The organism is Kordia sp. SMS9 (assembly GCF_003352465.1).
In the GTDB taxonomy this organism is placed as follows: domain Bacteria; phylum Bacteroidota; class Bacteroidia; order Flavobacteriales; family Flavobacteriaceae; genus Kordia.
This window is the reverse complement of sequence record NZ_CP031153.1, coordinates 494080-510722: the sequence shown is the minus strand read 5'-3', so window position 1 is coordinate 510722 and position 16643 is coordinate 494080. Positions and strand designations below refer to the sequence as shown.

The 16643-nt window shown below is 36.4% G+C and carries 16 protein-coding genes; 4 read left to right on the top strand and 12 right to left on the bottom strand.

Annotation, left to right across the window (positions count from 1 at the left end):
• Positions 1-6: 6 nt before the first annotated feature.
• Together KORDIASMS9_RS02305 and surE are read right to left on the bottom strand one after the other, a co-directional pair.
• On the bottom strand, positions 7-303 hold the full coding sequence (locus KORDIASMS9_RS02305; protein ID WP_114901301.1) for a hypothetical protein: 297 nt from the start codon (positions 301-303) through the stop codon (positions 7-9).
• Positions 293-1072: a 5'/3'-nucleotidase SurE gene (gene surE / locus KORDIASMS9_RS02300; protein WP_114901300.1), complete on the bottom strand. Its 780-nt coding sequence runs from the start codon at positions 1070-1072 to the stop codon at positions 293-295. Before surE ends, KORDIASMS9_RS02305 begins: the two co-directional genes overlap by 11 nt.
• A gap of 236 nt (positions 1073-1308) precedes the next feature.
• Between surE and KORDIASMS9_RS02295 the strand changes: the two genes are divergently transcribed.
• From KORDIASMS9_RS02295 to KORDIASMS9_RS02280, 4 genes are all read left to right on the top strand, one after another.
• Positions 1309-3435 carry a carboxy terminal-processing peptidase gene (locus KORDIASMS9_RS02295; RefSeq protein WP_205318025.1) on the top strand — a complete coding sequence of 709 codons (2127 nt, stop codon included), beginning with the start codon at positions 1309-1311 and terminating at the stop codon, positions 3433-3435.
• A gap of 14 nt (positions 3436-3449) precedes the next feature.
• Complete coding sequence (locus KORDIASMS9_RS02290; protein ID WP_114901298.1) at positions 3450-4559, top strand: ABC transporter permease; 1110 nt, start codon at positions 3450-3452, stop codon at positions 4557-4559.
• Between the two features lie 129 nt (positions 4560-4688).
• Complete coding sequence (locus tag KORDIASMS9_RS02285; RefSeq protein WP_114901297.1) at positions 4689-5531, top strand: DNA/RNA non-specific endonuclease; 843 nt, start codon at positions 4689-4691, stop codon at positions 5529-5531.
• Positions 5532-5568: 37 nt separating this feature from the next.
• Complete coding sequence (locus KORDIASMS9_RS02280) at positions 5569-5862, top strand: hypothetical protein (RefSeq protein WP_114901296.1); 294 nt, start codon at positions 5569-5571, stop codon at positions 5860-5862.
• Here the strand turns inward: KORDIASMS9_RS02280 and KORDIASMS9_RS02275 are convergent.
• The 10 genes from KORDIASMS9_RS02275 to KORDIASMS9_RS02230 form a co-directional block, all read right to left on the bottom strand.
• Positions 5852-6334 carry a DinB family protein gene (locus KORDIASMS9_RS02275; protein ID WP_114901295.1) on the bottom strand — a complete coding sequence of 161 codons (483 nt, stop codon included), beginning with the start codon at positions 6332-6334 and terminating at the stop codon, positions 5852-5854. The genes KORDIASMS9_RS02280 and KORDIASMS9_RS02275 overlap by 11 nt on opposite strands.
• A gap of 12 nt (positions 6335-6346) precedes the next feature.
• Positions 6347-7903, bottom strand: a complete 1557-nt coding sequence (locus KORDIASMS9_RS02270; RefSeq protein WP_114901294.1) for a vitamin K epoxide reductase family protein — start codon at positions 7901-7903, stop codon at positions 6347-6349.
• A gap of 175 nt (positions 7904-8078) precedes the next feature.
• Positions 8079-8555 (bottom strand): hypothetical protein, encoded by a 477-nt coding sequence (locus KORDIASMS9_RS02265; protein WP_114901293.1) that lies wholly within the window; start codon positions 8553-8555, stop codon positions 8079-8081.
• A gap of 19 nt (positions 8556-8574) precedes the next feature.
• Positions 8575-9867, bottom strand: a complete 1293-nt coding sequence (rodA, locus tag KORDIASMS9_RS02260; RefSeq protein WP_114901292.1) for a rod shape-determining protein RodA — start codon at positions 9865-9867, stop codon at positions 8575-8577.
• The gene (mrdA, locus tag KORDIASMS9_RS02255; RefSeq protein WP_114901291.1) at positions 9860-11743 is read right to left on the bottom strand and encodes a penicillin-binding protein 2; all 1884 of its coding nucleotides are present in this window, start codon (positions 11741-11743) and stop codon (positions 9860-9862) included. The genes rodA and mrdA overlap by 8 nt, the downstream gene beginning before the upstream one ends.
• Positions 11740-12246: a rod shape-determining protein MreD gene (locus KORDIASMS9_RS02250; protein WP_114901290.1), complete on the bottom strand. Its 507-nt coding sequence runs from the start codon at positions 12244-12246 to the stop codon at positions 11740-11742. The genes mrdA and KORDIASMS9_RS02250 overlap by 4 nt, the downstream gene beginning before the upstream one ends.
• Positions 12247-13071 (bottom strand): rod shape-determining protein MreC, encoded by an 825-nt coding sequence (gene mreC, locus KORDIASMS9_RS02245; RefSeq protein ID WP_114901289.1) that lies wholly within the window; start codon positions 13069-13071, stop codon positions 12247-12249. It abuts the gene before it with no gap.
• Between the two features lie 7 nt (positions 13072-13078).
• Positions 13079-14116, bottom strand: a complete 1038-nt coding sequence (locus KORDIASMS9_RS02240) for a rod shape-determining protein (RefSeq protein ID WP_114901288.1) — start codon at positions 14114-14116, stop codon at positions 13079-13081.
• 68 nt (positions 14117-14184) lie between these two features.
• Complete coding sequence (gene purH / locus KORDIASMS9_RS02235) at positions 14185-15717, bottom strand: bifunctional phosphoribosylaminoimidazolecarboxamide formyltransferase/IMP cyclohydrolase (RefSeq protein WP_114901287.1); 1533 nt, start codon at positions 15715-15717, stop codon at positions 14185-14187.
• A gap of 370 nt (positions 15718-16087) precedes the next feature.
• The gene (locus tag KORDIASMS9_RS02230; RefSeq protein ID WP_114901286.1) at positions 16088-16543 is read right to left on the bottom strand and encodes a GAF domain-containing protein; all 456 of its coding nucleotides are present in this window, start codon (positions 16541-16543) and stop codon (positions 16088-16090) included.
• Between the last annotated feature and the right edge of the window lie 100 nt (positions 16544-16643).

Sequence of the window (16643 nt, the reverse complement as noted above, 5' to 3'; positions counted from 1 at the left end):
ATAAAATTATCCGAATACTTTATGAATAAGTACGGCGACGCCCGTTAAAATAGTCACAATCAACACACCTTTGGCGTGCGCTTCTTTATTAAAATGTAAAAAACCAAAAAAAGAGGCAAAATTCAATGCGGTTCCGAAAACGATCACCGAACTAATTTCGCTTCCATCCGTGGCAAAATCCCAAACAGCACCCAAAGAAGCATTTCGTTGATATGCCACAAGCATTAAATACAAAAATGTTCCTAAAATCGTGGTGCACAAACCTGTGATAGCACCAATGATAACTTCTTTTTTATTTTTCATTGAATCCTAAACTATTAAGTTTTTGTATCGCGTGATGCGCTGTCAAATCAAACTGAACAGGAACAATAGAAACATAGCCGTTTGCCAATGCCCATTCGTCGGTATCTTCCCCTTTATCTTGATTGATAAAATTACCAGAAAGCCAATAATATTGCTTCCCGTACGGATTGGTGCGTTTGTCAAAATCTGCCGACCAATAAGCTTTTGCCTGTCTGCAAATTCGAATGCCTTTAATTTCCTTTTCTTTTAACTTTGGAATATTTACGTTCAACACAACGCCTTCTGGCAAGCCATTTTCCAATACTTTTTGTGTAATTTTCTTGACATAATTTTTGGTAGCATCAAAATTCGCTTCCCAATCGTAATCTAAGAGTGAAAAACCAATCGCAGGAATTCCTTCTACACCAGCTTCTACCGCAGCACTCATGGTTCCTGAATAAATAACATTGATCGAAGAATTGGCTCCATGATTAATCCCAGAAACACAAATGGCTGGTTTCTTATTCAAAATTTCATTCACGGCAAGTTTTACACAATCTACAGGCGTTCCCGAACTTGAATATTCAATCTGTGGACCATCATCAATTGTAATGGCATTGCAGTGAATCGTAGAATTTACCGTAATTGCATGTCCCATTCCACTTTGCGGACTATCTGGAGCTACGACAATTACATCGCCTAATTCGTTCATGACATCAATCAAAGCGCGCAATCCTGGCGCCGTAATTCCGTCATCATTCGTTACTAAAATCAAAGGTTTTTCTTCCATAAAAAAAGGACTTCATTTTAAGTTGCTAAAGTACACAATTTACAGTTTACTTGCATCAATAATTGGGTTTAACAAAAAATTAGTACGATTGTTAAAAAACGGCATAATTTTTTCTTTATTTTAGTAAAAAATTAAAGTGAGTAGCGAAAAAGCTATTGTGGCATTTGTATTGAGAATCAGATAAATGCTAATTTATGAAAATGAAAAAAAATAAATGTGTGAAAATTAAAGCTTTTATGAGAAGGAACAGAATATATTTAGTGGCACTATTAATCTTCGCGATGGTGTCTTGCAGTTTTGCAAAAAAATCCTTTGACGATCCAGGGAAAGACAAAAACTTAGTTGATTTAATATCTTATGTGCTAAAAAGATGGCATTTTAATCCGCAAGATATTAATGACGATTTTTCTGAAAATGTATACAACGATTTTATCAGTGCGGTTGATCCAATGAAGCGTTACTTTTTAGCGTCAGACCTCAGAGAATTCAGCGAATACAAAGATAAAATTGACGATGAAATCAAAGAACCAGGTGTAAAATTCTTTAGTTTGGTATACGGTCGTTTGATGAAACGTATGGAAGAAGCAAAAGCATTTCAAGAAAAACTCTTGAAAAAACCTTTCGACTTTACTGAGAATGAAACGATTGATAGGGATTACGAAAAATTAAATTTCGCCAAAAATGTCAAGGAATTAAAAGAACGCTGGCGAAAAGAATTGAAATTTTCTACGCTTGCCAACTATGACATCAAACTCGAAGTTGAAAAAAATAAAAAAGAAGAAGATGCTTCTCATAAAATCAAAGACTTTGATAGCTTAGAAAAAGAAGCACGTGAATCTACAGCAAAAACATACGTTGAGTTTTTTGACTTGATGGATGATTTAGAACGAAAAGATTGGTTTAGCATTTATGTGAATACAATCGTAGAAGAATTCGATCCGCATACATCTTATTTAGCACCGCAAGACAAAGATCGTTTTGATATGAATATGTCTGGAAAGTTAGAAGGAATTGGAGCGCGTTTGCAAAAACGTACAGAAGGTGCTAAAATCTTTGAAGTAATTTCGGGTGGTCCAGCTTGGAGAAGCAAAAAAATTGAAGCAGGCGATATCATTCTAAAAGTTGCACAAGAAGACGAAGAACCTGTGGATATTGTGGGAATGCGCTTGGATGATGCTGTAAAATTGATCAAAGGACCAAAAGGAACGAAAGTAAGCTTAACGGTTAAAAAAGTAGATGGTTCTATCGAAATCATAACGATCCAAAGAGATTTGGTGGAAATTGAAGAAACGTATGCGAAATCGGCGGTAGTGAAAAAAGGACAACGTACCTTCGGAATCATCAATTTGCCTAAATTTTACGTAGATTTTGAAGACTATAACAAGCGAAATGCTGCAAGCGACGTGAAAAAAGAAATTGAGCGTCTTAAAGATCAAGGCATGGAAGGTTTGGTATTAGACCTAAGAAATAATGGTGGTGGCTCGTTGAAAACTGTGGTGGATATGGCAGGATTCTTCATTAAAGATGGTCCAATTGTACAAGTAAAAAGTTCCATAGACGCGAAAGAAGTACTCAAAGATGAAGACAGTCGCATTCAGTGGGATGGACCGTTGGTAATTTTGGTAAACGAATTATCAGCTTCTGCTTCTGAAATATTAGCGGCAGCGTTGCAAGATTATAAAAGAGCGATTGTCATCGGAAGTAAGCAAACATACGGAAAAGGAACAGTGCAAAATGTTGTGGACTTAAACAGATTTGTGCGTGGCAACGACGGAAATGTTGGAGCTTTAAAACTTACGACACAAAAATTCTACAGAATCAATGGTGGATCTACACAATTGGAAGGTGTAAAAAGTGATGTGGTTGTGGTTGATAAATATAGTTTTATTGACATTGGTGAAAAAGATCAAGAAAATCCATTACCTTGGGATCAAATTGATCCTGCTTTGTATGATCTTTGGGATGGGTATATTGGATATGAAGAAACCATTAATCAAAGCAAAGCGCGTATGGCAAACAATGCGCAATTAAAATTGATTGAAGAAAATGCAAAGTGGATTAAGAAACGTCGTGATGATAATGTATATCCATTAAACTATGTGGAATATAAAAAAGAAGCAGACGCGGATGAAGAATATGCAAAACGTTTCAAAGCTATTTCTGACTACGATACCAATTTAGTGTTCAACTCATTGCCGTACGAAGAATTGTTGATGAAAAAAGATTCTACCTTACAAGGAAAACGACAAGCGTGGCATGAAGATTTGTCAAAAGATGTATACGTAGAAGAAGCAATCAACGTATTGGGAGATATTCAATTGAACAACATCAAAAAGAAAAAAAGATCCGTTGTAAAAGGATAATTTAAAAGATATTAATGAGTCAAAACTCAAATTCACTTACAAAATTAGCGCTCCAAAAATTTAAAAAGAATTTTTGGGGCGTTTTGAGTTTTAGCTTTATTGTACTCTGTGCGTTTGTGGTAATTTTTGCATACATTTTTACTCCTGACGATACCAAGAATGCGAACCAAATGCACTTGTCTATTCACTCGAAAAAACCTGGGTTTTCTGTGCAAATGTTGACCATTCCTTCTACAGAAAAAAAGGAAGAAAGTTTTATAAGCACACTTTTTTTTGGGAAAGAAAATGCCGCTGAAGAAATTCCCATCACCAACTATCGAATCGATAACAATCAACTTTTTATTACAGAATATACCGATGAAGCCGTGACAGGAATCGAAAAGGAAATTCCACTGAATTCCTTTCCAACATTGACACAAGCAAGTGACATTCCCACACAATTCATTCAGCAAAAAACCTTTTACTTAGGAACCGATAAATACGGACGTGATGTATTGAGTAGAATGCTTGTTGGCATGCGAATTTCTTTCACAATCGGATTTGTCGCCGTATTTATATCGCTCATCATTGGAATTTCATTAGGTGCATTGGCAGGTTACTTTGAAGGCAGAGTAGATGCTATTATCATGTGGATTATCAACGTGACTTGGTCTATTCCAACCTTATTATTAGTCATCGCGATTACGCTTACGCTGGGAAAAGGATTTTGGCAAGTATTTGTCGCCGTCGGATTGACCATGTGGGTAGAAGTTGCACGGATTGTGCGCGGGCAAGTATTAAGCGTCAAACAGATGCAATACGTAACTGCGGCGCGTGCGTTGGGTTATCATGATTTTAGAATCATCATCAAACATATATTGCCCAACATTATGGCGCCTGTCATTGTAATTTCCGCAGCAAACTTTGCAGCGGCAATTCTCATAGAAAGTGGACTGAGTTTTTTAGGAATTGGAGCGCAACCACCGATGCCAAGTTGGGGCGCGATGATTAAAGATCATTACAGTTACATCATTCTTGGGAAACCGTATTTAGCTATCATTCCAGGAATTGCGATCATGAGTTTGGTGATGGCGTTTATGTTGATTGGAAACGCGTTGCGTGATGCGTTGGATGTGAAAAGCTAGTTGTTTTTAATTTGATGATTTGAAAATGTACTAATTTGATAACTTGGGCTGAAAATTTTCTAAGGAAATTCATAAAAACAAATTCACAAAAACAAATCCGCGAATAAACATAAAAACAAACTAAAATAATTGAAACGAAACAAAATATATCCTTTACTCGCATTGCTCATTGGAGCAGCGGTGATTCTGTTTGAGCAATATCTTGACAATCAGGTTGTAAATACTGACGATTCTAATGTGGAAGTTCACGAAACGAAAAAGCAATCTGATAACAGTCAACCAAAAAAGCTAACCAACAAATTTTACTTACCAAGTTCAACTACGGGACAAGTGATCCATCATGAAGGCTATTCGTTGTCGTATCATGAAGCATTCGAACAGGCAGAATGGGTGGCGTACGAATTGAAGAAAAACCAATTAGTATATACAGATTTTAAACGTCCGTATTTTGAACAGGACGAAGCTGTGCCAACGGAATCAGCACATTGGCGAAATTATAAAAACTCTGGATACGATCGTGGGCATTTATGTCCGGCTGCCGACCGAAAGTATACCAAAGCTGCCTTTACGGAAACCTTCTTGACGAGTAATATTTCTCCGCAACAGCACGAATTTAACGCAGGTGTTTGGAACCGATTGGAGCAAAAAGTACGCTATTGGGCAAAAAAATATGACGGCGTATATGTGGTTACAGGCGGCATTTTAGAAAACAATCTCAAAACTATTGGAAGCGAAGCTGTGGCGGTTCCTAAGTATTTTTATAAAATCTTATTAGATAATTCTGGCGGAAATACCAAAATCATTGCGTTTTTGTTGCCGCACAAAGTTTCCAACAAACCGCTGTATGAATATGTAGTTTCCGTAGATGAACTCGAAAAACGCACAGGAATCGACTTCTTTCCCGAATTAGACGATGCTAAAGAAAATAAATTAGAAGCCATGACGACGTATAAACAATGGAGTTTTCGATAGCGAACTAATTGGTGCAAAAATTAAAAGCTTTTAAATAATGTCAAAACGAAGCAAAGAATACAAAAGAAAATTTACGGAATTAAGAACGATCATTAATGCTTGGGAATTGATACCTGATTCGCCAGAAGATGAATTTGACTCTATAAACCACTTGCTTCTCAGTGAATTGTATAAAGATGCTGATGCTGTAAAAATATCAAAGAAACTTACGTTCGAATTGAATGACAATTATGGTTTTGATGTACAGCATGATGAAGTTTCCAAGCTGACAATTGAAGTGGTAGATTGGTGGAATAACTCAAACGAACACAATTCAAGTTTTAAAGATTAACATGCCTTGTTCCAAATCCCATATCTTCTATTTTATACAGATGTGCATGATCATGCATTAATAAATGGCGTAACATAATATACGGTGTATAGGTTTTGTATTCGGGATGAATAGATACTTTATGCCAATCATTTTCATGGAAATTTCTGGCGAGTTCAATCGTTGTGTTTCGAATTTCAAAAAAATCAGCTATCGACTTGTGCAAGTCTAACTCTATAAAGAAGTTTTTATGGAAACTGTCACCAGATAAAGGCTGAAAAATAGGTTTTTCTTGCAACTTAAAATCTTCCAAACGTTTTTGAAAACCATAAATATCACCAACCGCAATATGTGTTGCATGTTCGTGAATAGACCATTTGCCTTGTATGATTTCTTTTTGGTAAAGCTCAGTATCAATTTCGTCAATCAATTCACATAATAATCTAGGTGTTTGCTGTAAAGCAACTAAAATAGATTCAATTTTCTGATTCATGATTCTTAGAAATTACGCGTTTTCCTCACTTCCTCGCAATTCCAAAATCATATCTTGAATAAACAAAGGCAAATCCTTAATTTCATACGATTTTGGGAAGAATTGATTGTTCAAAATACTGGCAGGCGTATAATTCACATCATTCGTGTTACACCATTTTCTATGTGCTTCCAATACTTCCAACACCATTGAATTTTCTGAAATACCAAACTTTTTTTGCCAAGAATCCACATCTCTATTGGCAAACCAATCTTTGAAAGCTGCATACGATTTTAAAGGATCTTTCGTGTACAAATCAATCAACTGTGAAGCAATTTGTGTACTTTTATTTTCCGCATTTGGCGGAACATTGAAAATAAATTCCAACTGAATATCGTTTCCGTAGGTTGTCATCAACTTGTCATACGCTTCAAAAGCAGCCGTACAAAAACCACACAACGGATTGGTAACACCTTGCAGCTTAATTACTCCTTCAGGATTCCCAAAAACCACCCGAAATTGTGGATCAATCACATTTGCATTCGTCACACTTTGCTCTTCTAATAGGGTTTTAAACAGTTGAGGATTTCGCTTAAACTTTAAAAAGTCAGTTTCGGTAGTTGCCAATTTTTCATGACTTTCCCAATACGATTTGCAATACATCCAACCAATATATAAAAGTGCAAAGATGCTCACGAGTTTCACAATGTATGGCGTAAAGAAATACCAATAAAAATTAAAGGTTGCCAATAATAAAGCTGTTTGAAGTATCAAAATTCCAGCAATTAACAAACACAAAGCACACCATTTTTTCAACACAACTCCTTGTCTGTACAAGGCATAAATCACCACAGGAATTCCTGCTAACGACAAACCTAGTAAGGTTGCTTGGTGAAATCCGATGGAAGATAAAATCAAAAATAAACCTGCAAAAAACACAAACGAAGCATCGCTTAAAGAAATAATTCCAAAGATTTTATTGCCTTCGGTATTGATGACTTCGCCACAGGTGCTCGTTTTAGAAATGGCACCACACACTTTGGCAACTGCTTTACTTTTAATACCTAAATCTTCTCGGATAATTAAAATGCTAATGTACAAACCAACTAAGGTGAGCGAAGTATATAACAAGTACGAAATACTAAAATTCAAAATCACATTCGCGGAAGCTACGGCTGCCACCACAAAATAGGGAAGTGCTTGTTGAATGGATTGTATGCCACTTGCTTTTTCTTGCTCTTCTACCGCGACAATCGTTCCTGTCCAACGTTCAGAAAATGCAGCTTCAGTAAGTTTCTCTTTCTTTTCTTCCGGATTTGTAACGTGAATGCCATTGCGTTTCTTTTCTACCAATACGACTTCATCGCCATTTTCGCCTTTTGCCAATGCTAAAAATGATGCTGGCATTTGGTCTAAAGCTTCTTTTGGAACTGTGGCGGCTAAATTTTCAATCTCAAAATAATCGAGCGTATCTGTAATAGATTTTAAACTTGGATACTCAGGATGCGATAATAATTGTAGGTTTAACAACTCACGATCCACATGTAAATACCCATTATTGGTTAGTAAAGAAAGTATGATATGTTCCATTCAAATATTTTTAATTTTGGTAGGGGAAATTAAAACTGCTTTTTTACTCACTAAAGATAGAAAGTATTTTTGAAGAATATTCTATGAAAAGCTAATTTTAAGAAATCGTATTGGCTGTTTTATAAAATGATAAGCTTACAGTAATCATTTCTACGTTTTATTACTTATTTACGCATTAATTCTTCTCAAAGAAAAAATAAGGAACATAATTTTTCTTATCAGAAAGATAAATGTCTACATAGTATGCATATAGTTTTTTGTCTTCAATAATAAAAGTAGCAACATGTTCGTCATTACAGGTCATTAAAAATACGGAGCCATTTCGACTGTAAACAATGTTTTTATAGTTTTTACTTTCAGTAGAATTTTTTGGTATAATTTTATATTCAAAATTATTCTCTTTAAGAAATACCTTCATTCTATTTGTGATCTCTCTCATGAAGGAAAGATGTATATCTAAGTTTTTTTCAGATAAAGTATTCTTCTTTTGAAAGTATTCAGGAATCATAAAGGCTTCTATATCTTCAATTGTGTATGAATCGCTCTTAAAAATTTTCACAATGAAATCTTCGATAATGTCCTCTGGTTGTTTTGGAATGCTTTCACATGATAGAAATAGGAGCGCGGTAATACCTGTAATTAATAATTTCATAAGAATATTTTTTTAAAACTTACCACTCATTAATCCGATTCGCATCCAACTTAATAAAAATAAAGAGTAAAATGGTAAAACCCCAAAGTCCTGAACCACCATAACTAAAGAATGGCAGCGGAATTCCAACCGTTGGAAATAAGCCAATCACCATTCCAATATTGATGGCAAAGTGAAAAAACAAAATCGCAGCAACACTATAACCATATACGCGGCTAAATTTGTTTTTTTGCTGTTCGGCTCTGTGCAGAATTCGTAATAATAGAAAGACAAATAAAAAGATGACAACCGAACTTCCTAAAAATCCCCATTCTTCACCAACGGTTGTAAAAATATAGTCAGTGTCTTGTTCAGGGACAAAATCACCTCGTGTACGCGTTCCTTTTTGCCAGCCTTTTCCAGAAAAACCACCCGAACTAATGGCAATTTCTGATTGATTGGTGTTAAAGCCAAAGGTTTTTCGCATCTTTTCAAGCTTTACAGGATCTTTTTCCAAGCCTAACACCAAGGTAAAACGATCGCGGTGGTGTTGCTGAAATACATTGTAAAAGATATAGTTTACCACCAAAATAAAACCGATTGCGGCAACCAAAGAGGTCAATGCCAGCGTTGTTTTGCGTTCTCGCTTTAGTTTCTTCTTGAAAAAGAAAAATATACAGGCAAGTCCTAAAACAGCGGTTCCAATAATGGTATAAATATATCCTAGTTTTAAGGTGACCACAAAGAGTAGCACCAGCAAAAAGCCAATCCACAAATAAATAGCAGGCAAACCTTCGCGATACAATACAAAAAAGAACGCCATATACACCATGGCACTTCCTGCATCAGGTTGTAGCATGATGAGCATAGGCGGCAATAAAATAATAGCAAAGGCAAATAATTGATGCTTAAAGATGTTGATATTCGTTTGAATATCACTCAGAAACTTCGCTAAGGCAAGTACGGTGGCAGCTTTGGCAAATTCAGAAGGTTGTAGTGTAAAACTTCCTATGGCATACCAAGAAGTGGCGCCATTGATATTTTTACCAAGTATCATCAAACCGAGCAGGCTTAGTAAAGCAATGACATAAATAATACTAGAAAATCGTTCGTAAAACTTGGCTTCTATGGAAAGGATGAGCAGAATTAAAACGAGACTTGTGCCAATAAAAAACAATTGTTTTCCGTATAACTGATTCATATCCAAAAGTCCGTTAGCACTTTCGGTCACAGAAGCGGAGTAGATATTAATCCAACCAATTCCGACCAACAAAAAGTACAGCAATATGGAAAGCCAGTCTATTTTTTTGACAAATTTTACTTCTCTACTCATTGATGGTAAATGGTTCTCCACTTAGTGGCTTTGCATATTCTTCTTCCAAACTCTTCTCTAAGACTAACTTTTCCATAGCTTTCAAGCTAATTTCGCCTTTGAGATATTGCTCAATCATTAAGCTAGAAATTTTTCCTGCCCAACGCGCTCCATAATAACCGTTTTCTACAAAAACCGCAATGGCAATCTTAGGATTATCTTTTGGAGCAAACGCCACAAAAATTGAATGATCGGTCAGTTGTGTTCGTTCGCCATCAATTTTGATAAAGTTTTCTGCCGTTCCTGTTTTTCCACAAATTTCAATTCCAGGAACATTTAGCCAACGAGCGGTTCCACCTTTTTTCATACTGAATACATCGTGCATTCCTTGAATCACAGGTTCAAAATGTTGCTTGTCAATAGTTGTGTGTTTTGGTTCCGTAAAATGTGGATTATTTATAGATACTCCATTAATTTTTTTGATGATGTGTGGCGTAAAATAATGTCCTCTGTTGGCAATTGCTGCGGTCATATTTGCCAATTGAATCGGCGTCAATTCTACTTGTCCTTGTCCAATAGCATTGGAAATAGTGTTGAGAACGTGCCATTTGTCATGCTTAAAATAATTGTTTGTATAATAATCTCCTGTCGGAATGCGTCCTTTACGTCCTGTAGATAAGTCATTGCCAAAATAGTCGCCCAAACCAAAACTTTTGATATGATCACTCCAAACATTCATGCCTTCTCGTGGCGAATCGTATTTGCTGATGATTTGTCGATATGCATTGGCAAAGTACGCATTACAGGATTTTGCTACTCCATTGATTACATTTCGCTTTCCGCTTCCACAGTGACAGCCCATTTTTCGTCCGCTTCTGCCGTAATAATAGCCACTACGACACGTGTAGGTTGTTTGTGTCGTAATCACACCTTCTTGCAGTGCTACTAATGCATTTAAGGTTTTAAATGGCGAACCAGGCGCGTATTGTGCTAACAAACCTCTGTCATACATTGGTTTTCTGATAGAATCATAATGCATGGCACTGTAATTCTTGGAACGTTGACGACCAACCAACAGATCAGGATCGTAACTTGGTGCAGAAACCAAGGCTAATATTTCTCCCGAAGAAGGTTCAATTGCGACAATGCCGCCGCGTTTGTTAACCATTAATTGTTCGCCGTATGCTTGTAATTTCGCGTCAAGCGTGATTTGAATGTCTTTTCCGTTCACGGGAAGTGTGTCTAAACGCCCATTTTCATAAGAACCAATCACCTTGTTGTGGATGTCTTTTTGAATGCGCTTCACACCTTTGACGCCGCGCAATTCGTTTTCATACGACTTTTCAATGCCTGTACGACCAATCAATTCGCCAGATTGGTAATATGGATTCTTTTTTAAATCACGATCGTCTACTTCGCTGATAAACCCTAACACATTGGCGCCGTGATCGGTTTGGTAGTTACGAATGGAACGTTTTTGAATGTAAAAACCTTTAAAACGATGCATTTTTTCTTGAAGATATGCGTAATCGCGCTTTGCCATTTGTGCGACAAACACCGATGGAACACGCCAAGAGTGTTTTTTAGCTTTTTCTAATTTTGTGGCGAATTCTTCTTCCGTAATGCGCAATAGTTTGCAAAATTCCGCTTTGTTGAATTCTTTCACCTCGCGTGGAATGACCATGACATCATACGACGGTTGGTTGGCAACGAGCAATGTTCCGTTTCTATCGTATACATAACCGCGTTCAGGATAGGTATATTCTGTTTTGATAGCACTATCATTTAAGAAATTAGTGGCAACTTCTACATCATTGAATAATTGCAAATAGGAGAGACGTCCTGTATAGATGAGTCCAACAGAGATTACAATAAGGTATAACAACAGTTTCCTCATGAATTTTTTCGACTAAATAAAGTTATTGATAGTGTGATGATTAGGATAGTAAAGATACTAAAGAAAGCTGTATTTCTTAGGATGATTAGGATAGAAGATATGTTAAAAATTTCTAATAAGAAAAAGAAAAAGTGATGAATAAAGGTCAAAATGAGAATGTATACAAAGCGCTGTCCGACGGCTGTATTTTCAAGTTTTATTGATTGATGCTCATAACTCACTCCAAACGCAAAGCGCAATACAAACGGACGAATGTATGCAATAATGACACACGCAGCAGCATGCGCGCCGCCTGTATCTGAGAACATATCTACGGTCAATCCTAATAAAAAAGCAATGATTAAAAAGGCACTTCGGTTGGCGTTGAGCGGAAATAGAAAGATAAAGTAGATGTACACCAACGGATTGATGTAACCCAAGAAGTCAATATGATTGCATATCAATACTTGCGCTAAAACCGCGATGACAAATCGGAGACTATTCCAAAAAATAACTGGACCCATTTAGTTTTCAGGAGCTAATAAGTTATCAATTTCTTCTCTGTGTAAATTTTCAATGACGTAGACGTGTTCTAAATCGGTCATATCGTTGAATAATTGCACGTTTATGTTGTATAAATTTTCAGTGGTATTCAATTTAAAGTTTTTCACTGTTCCAATAGGAATGCCTTTGGGAAACAACGTAGAGTTTCCGCCCGTAACAATTGTATCATTTTCAGTAAATTTTGCAAGCTTTTCGATGTCTTCCAACTGTACAACGTTTGGATTTTTTCCATCCCACGTAAGTGTTCCAAAATGATTGGTGTTTTTGAGTTGTGCATTAATTTTTGAGTTATCTACATTTAAAATGCTGATGACAGTAGCATGATTTCCACTAACGCGATCTACAATTCCGATGATGCCTTTTGCATTTACAACGCCCATATCGGTGGCAATACTGTCGTTGTTTCCTTTGTTGATTAGTAAGATGTTATTAGTGTTGGAATAGCTGTTTTTAGTAATGCTTGCTCCACGAAATAGATAATCGGTTGGAAAAGAAATACTGTCGATAAACTCAATGGAATTTACACTATCTTTTTTGTTGTACAGAATGTTTTTGAGTTGCCGATTTTCTTCAACCAAACGTTCATTTTCAGATTTTAGGTTGAAATACGAAGAAACACCATTGGCGCCTTCATAGATACCACCTGAAAGCCAATTGGCAGAGTTGATAAATTTACTTTTATGATAGGAATGCGATTGCACCGTAAAGAGCAACGAAATCGATAGCAACACTAAAAACAGAATAAAATTTTTATTCTTGATTAGAAAGTTAATGATATGTTGCATGTGCTACCTAGTTCTTCTTCCCAATTAATACACTTTTGAATTTACTTAGATTTTTCAGGGTAATTCCTGTTCCGCGAACTACGGCACGCAATGGATCTTCTGCAATGTATACAGGTAAATCTGTTTTTTGCGATAAACGCTTGTCTAAACCACGTAACATAGAGCCACCACCAGCCAAATAGATTCCTGTGTTGTAAATATCGGCTGCCAATTCTGGAGGTGTTTGCGATAAGGTTTCCATCACGGCATCTTCAATTCGTAAGATAGATTTGTCTAAGGCTTTGGCAACTTCACGATAGGAAATTTGTACCTGTTTTGGTTTTCCTGTTAACAAGTCACGTCCTTGTACCGACATTTCTTCTGGCGGAACTTCTAAATCTTCCGTGGCTGCTCCAATTTGAATTTTGATTTTTTCTGCCGTACGTTCTCCCACATATAAGTTGTGTTGCGTACGCATGTAGTATACAATGTCGTTAGTAAATACATCACCAGCCACTTTTACCGATTTGTCACAGACAATTCCGCCCAAAGCGATCACCGCAATTTCCGTAGTTCCACCACCAATGTCGACAATCATATTTCCTTTGGGTTGCATGATATCGACGCCGATACCAATAGCCGCAGCCATTGGTTCGTGTATCAGATATACTTCTTTTCCATTGACACGCTCTGCCGATTCTTTTACGGCGCGCATTTCCACTTCTGTGATTCCTGAAGGAATGCAAATTACCATTCGCAACGAAGGTGGAAATAGTTTCTTTTTGAGTGCTGGAATATTTTTTATGAACAGACTGATCATTTTTTCAGACGCATCAAAATCGGCAATAACGCCATCTTTTAACGGACGAATCGTTTTAATGTTCTCATGAGTTTTTCCCTGCATACGCGCAGCTTCTTGACCGACAGCAATGATTTTGTTGGTGATTCGGTCCCTGGCGACAATTGATGGACTGTCAACAACCACTTTATCATTGTGAATGATTAACGTGTTTGCAGTTCCTAAATCTATCGCTATTTCCTCTGTTAAGAAATCAAAAAATCCCATGTGTTGTGTCTGCTATTAATATGTGTTTTGTTATTCAGTTCGTGTTGACTTTTAAAGGTACAAAAATTTTAGTGTTTAAAGTGTCTTGTGCCTGTAAATACCATTGCAATATCTGCTGTATTGCAATAATCGATGCTCAATTGGTCTTTTATAGATCCGCCAGGCTGAATTACAGCTTTGATTCCTGCGTTTCCGGCAATTTCTACACAGTCTGGAAATGGAAAGAAAGCATCACTTGCCATGACTGCACCATTTAAATCAAATTTAAAACTAGTAGCTTTTACAATAGATTGATTTAACGCATCAACTCTACTAGTTTGTCCTGTTCCACTTGCACATAATTGTTTGTTTTTTACCAAAACAATTGTGTTTGATTTTGTGTGTTTGCAAATTTTAGAAGCGAATAGTAAATCTTCTAACTGCGAATCGGTTGGTTTATTGTTGGTTGCGTATGTTAAATCTTCCAGCACATCCGTTTTTGCATCTTTTTCTTGCACTAAGGCACCATTTAAACAGGTACGTACTAGTGTTTTTGGTAATTCCACTTCGTTTTGAATAAGGATGATTCTGTTTTTCTTTCTTTTCAATGCTTTTAATGCAGCTTCCGTGTATGATGGTGCAATGACAACTTCACAGAATAGTTTGTGAATTTCGTCTGCTGTTGCTCTGTCAATTTCTGTATTTGCAATTAATATTCCACCAAAAGCAGAAACAGGATCGCCTGCCAACGCATCTACATACGCTTGGTGAATTGTGTTGCGTGTTGCAAATCCGCACGCATTGTTGTGTTTTAAGATGGCAAATGTTGGATCGTCATTAGTAAACTCGTTCATTAAATTGACGGCAGCATCTACATCTAATAAGTTGTTATAGCTCAATTCTTTTCCGTGAAGCTTTTCAAACATGTCGTCAAAATTGCCAAAGAAGAATCCTTTTTGGTGTGGATTTTCTCCGTAGCGCAATACTTTTCCTTGTGTTTCGCTTATTTTCAATGTTGGAATGGCATGATCGTGATTGAAGTAGTTAAAAATTGCCGTATCGTAATGTGATGATACATTGAACGCATTCGCCGCAAAGGCTTTTCTATCTGCCAAAGAAAAAGCACCTTCTTGCGCTTCTAATAATTCCAAAAAGCTTCCGTAATCGTCTACTGAAGACACACACATGACATCTGCAAAGTTTTTCGCGGCAGCTCTGATGAGAGAGATTCCTCCAATGTCAATTTTTTCGATGATTTCTTGCTCACTTGCGCCTGAAGCCACGGTTTTTTCAAACGGATATAAATCGACAATGACAATATCTAGTTGTGGAATTTCGTATTGTTCCAATTCAGCCACATCACTTTCGTTGTGTTGACGATTTAAGATACCACCAAATACTTTTGGATGCAATGTTTTTACGCGTCCGCCTAAAATAGAAGGATACGACGTTACATCTTCTACAGGAACGACAGGAATACCAAGGTCTTTGATAAATTTTTCTGTGCCACCTGTGGAGTAAATCGTGATGCCTAAAGCGTGTAATTTTTCTACAATTGGCGCTAAACCATCTTTGCTAAAAACCGAAATTAAAGCGGATGTTGCTTGTTTTTGGGAATTCATTAGAATTGAGTTGTTTAAATGTGTTGTTGTGAAGCTGCAAAAGTAATAATTAACAGGTAAAAAACACGTTCTTAATCAAATAAAAAATAGAGAAATTTAGCTTGGTTTTAGATTGATTCATGAAATGTTAAAATTAATACATAAAAAAACTGATGAACATTTTTAAATATGTACATCAGCTTATAATTTTTTATGAATATAGTTTACTGCTAGTAAAACAATTTGTCACGAATTCACGAATATTTTTTTGTTAGTTGGTTTGCTTTTAATAATTTTCACGAATTGTTTTTGTTTCAAAGGAAATCTCGTTTTTTATAAAGATTGTTCTTTGAAGGTATCTAAATTCTCATTACTAACATCTCAATACTCTTTAAAGTATCTCCGCCACTTTCGCATTGATAAATTCCAAAAACTCTTCATCTTCTTTGGTAAACGGATCTGGCGTGTGCGAGTCAATGTCAATTTGTCCAATGTTCTCGCCGTTGACGAATAGCGGAATTACGATTTCTGCTTTTACATAAATGCTACACGCAATGTAATTGTCTTGTGCTTTTACGTCTGGTACCAAGAAGTTTTCGTTAGAAACAGCTACTTGTCCGCAGATGCCTTTTCCGAATGGAATGATCGTATGATCGGTGGGTTCACCAGCAAAAGCACGTAGTTTTAATTCAGGTTTGTCGCCGTTTTTAAAGTAAAATCCAACCCAATCGTAATGTGCAATGTTTTCTTGTAAAAGTTCGCAGATTTTCGTCATGCGATCGTTTACAGAAAGTGTTTCGTTGGCAATAATATTTTCGATTTCGGGTTTGTATGTGTTGAATTTCATCTGTGTTGTATCTTAATTTGAGCAAAAATAGTCGAAAAAAATCGAATTCCCTTTCACGAAATTGGGAATAAAATGACTTCAAAAATGAATTCGACAAATT

Excerpts from the sequence above, each read along its gene's own strand:
- KORDIASMS9_RS02305 (WP_114901301.1), bottom strand. The coding sequence starts at position 303 with ATGAAAAATAAAAAAGAAGTTATCATTGGTGCTATCACAGGTTTGTGC.
- surE (WP_114901300.1), bottom strand. The coding sequence starts at position 1,072 with ATGGAAGAAAAACCTTTGATTTTAGTAACGAATGATGACGGAATTACG.
- KORDIASMS9_RS02295 (WP_205318025.1), top strand. The coding sequence starts at position 1,309 with ATGAGAAGGAACAGAATATATTTAGTGGCACTATTAATCTTCGCGATG.
- KORDIASMS9_RS02290 (WP_114901298.1), top strand. The coding sequence starts at position 3,450 with ATGAGTCAAAACTCAAATTCACTTACAAAATTAGCGCTCCAAAAATTT.
- KORDIASMS9_RS02280 (WP_114901296.1), top strand. The coding sequence starts at position 5,569 with ATGTCAAAACGAAGCAAAGAATACAAAAGAAAATTTACGGAATTAAGA.
- KORDIASMS9_RS02275 (WP_114901295.1), bottom strand. The coding sequence starts at position 6,334 with ATGAATCAGAAAATTGAATCTATTTTAGTTGCTTTACAGCAAACACCT.
- KORDIASMS9_RS02270 (WP_114901294.1), bottom strand. The coding sequence starts at position 7,903 with ATGGAACATATCATACTTTCTTTACTAACCAATAATGGGTATTTACAT.
- KORDIASMS9_RS02265 (WP_114901293.1), bottom strand. The coding sequence starts at position 8,555 with ATGAAATTATTAATTACAGGTATTACCGCGCTCCTATTTCTATCATGT.
- rodA (WP_114901292.1), bottom strand. The coding sequence starts at position 9,867 with ATGAGTAGAGAAGTAAAATTTGTCAAAAAAATAGACTGGCTTTCCATA.
- mrdA (WP_114901291.1), bottom strand. The coding sequence starts at position 11,743 with ATGAGGAAACTGTTGTTATACCTTATTGTAATCTCTGTTGGACTCATC.
- KORDIASMS9_RS02250 (WP_114901290.1), bottom strand. The coding sequence starts at position 12,246 with ATGGGTCCAGTTATTTTTTGGAATAGTCTCCGATTTGTCATCGCGGTT.
- mreC (WP_114901289.1), bottom strand. The coding sequence starts at position 13,071 with ATGCAACATATCATTAACTTTCTAATCAAGAATAAAAATTTTATTCTG.
- KORDIASMS9_RS02240 (WP_114901288.1), bottom strand. The coding sequence starts at position 14,116 with ATGGGATTTTTTGATTTCTTAACAGAGGAAATAGCGATAGATTTAGGA.
- purH (WP_114901287.1), bottom strand. The coding sequence starts at position 15,717 with ATGAATTCCCAAAAACAAGCAACATCCGCTTTAATTTCGGTTTTTAGC.
- KORDIASMS9_RS02230 (WP_114901286.1), bottom strand. The coding sequence starts at position 16,543 with ATGAAATTCAACACATACAAACCCGAAATCGAAAATATTATTGCCAAC.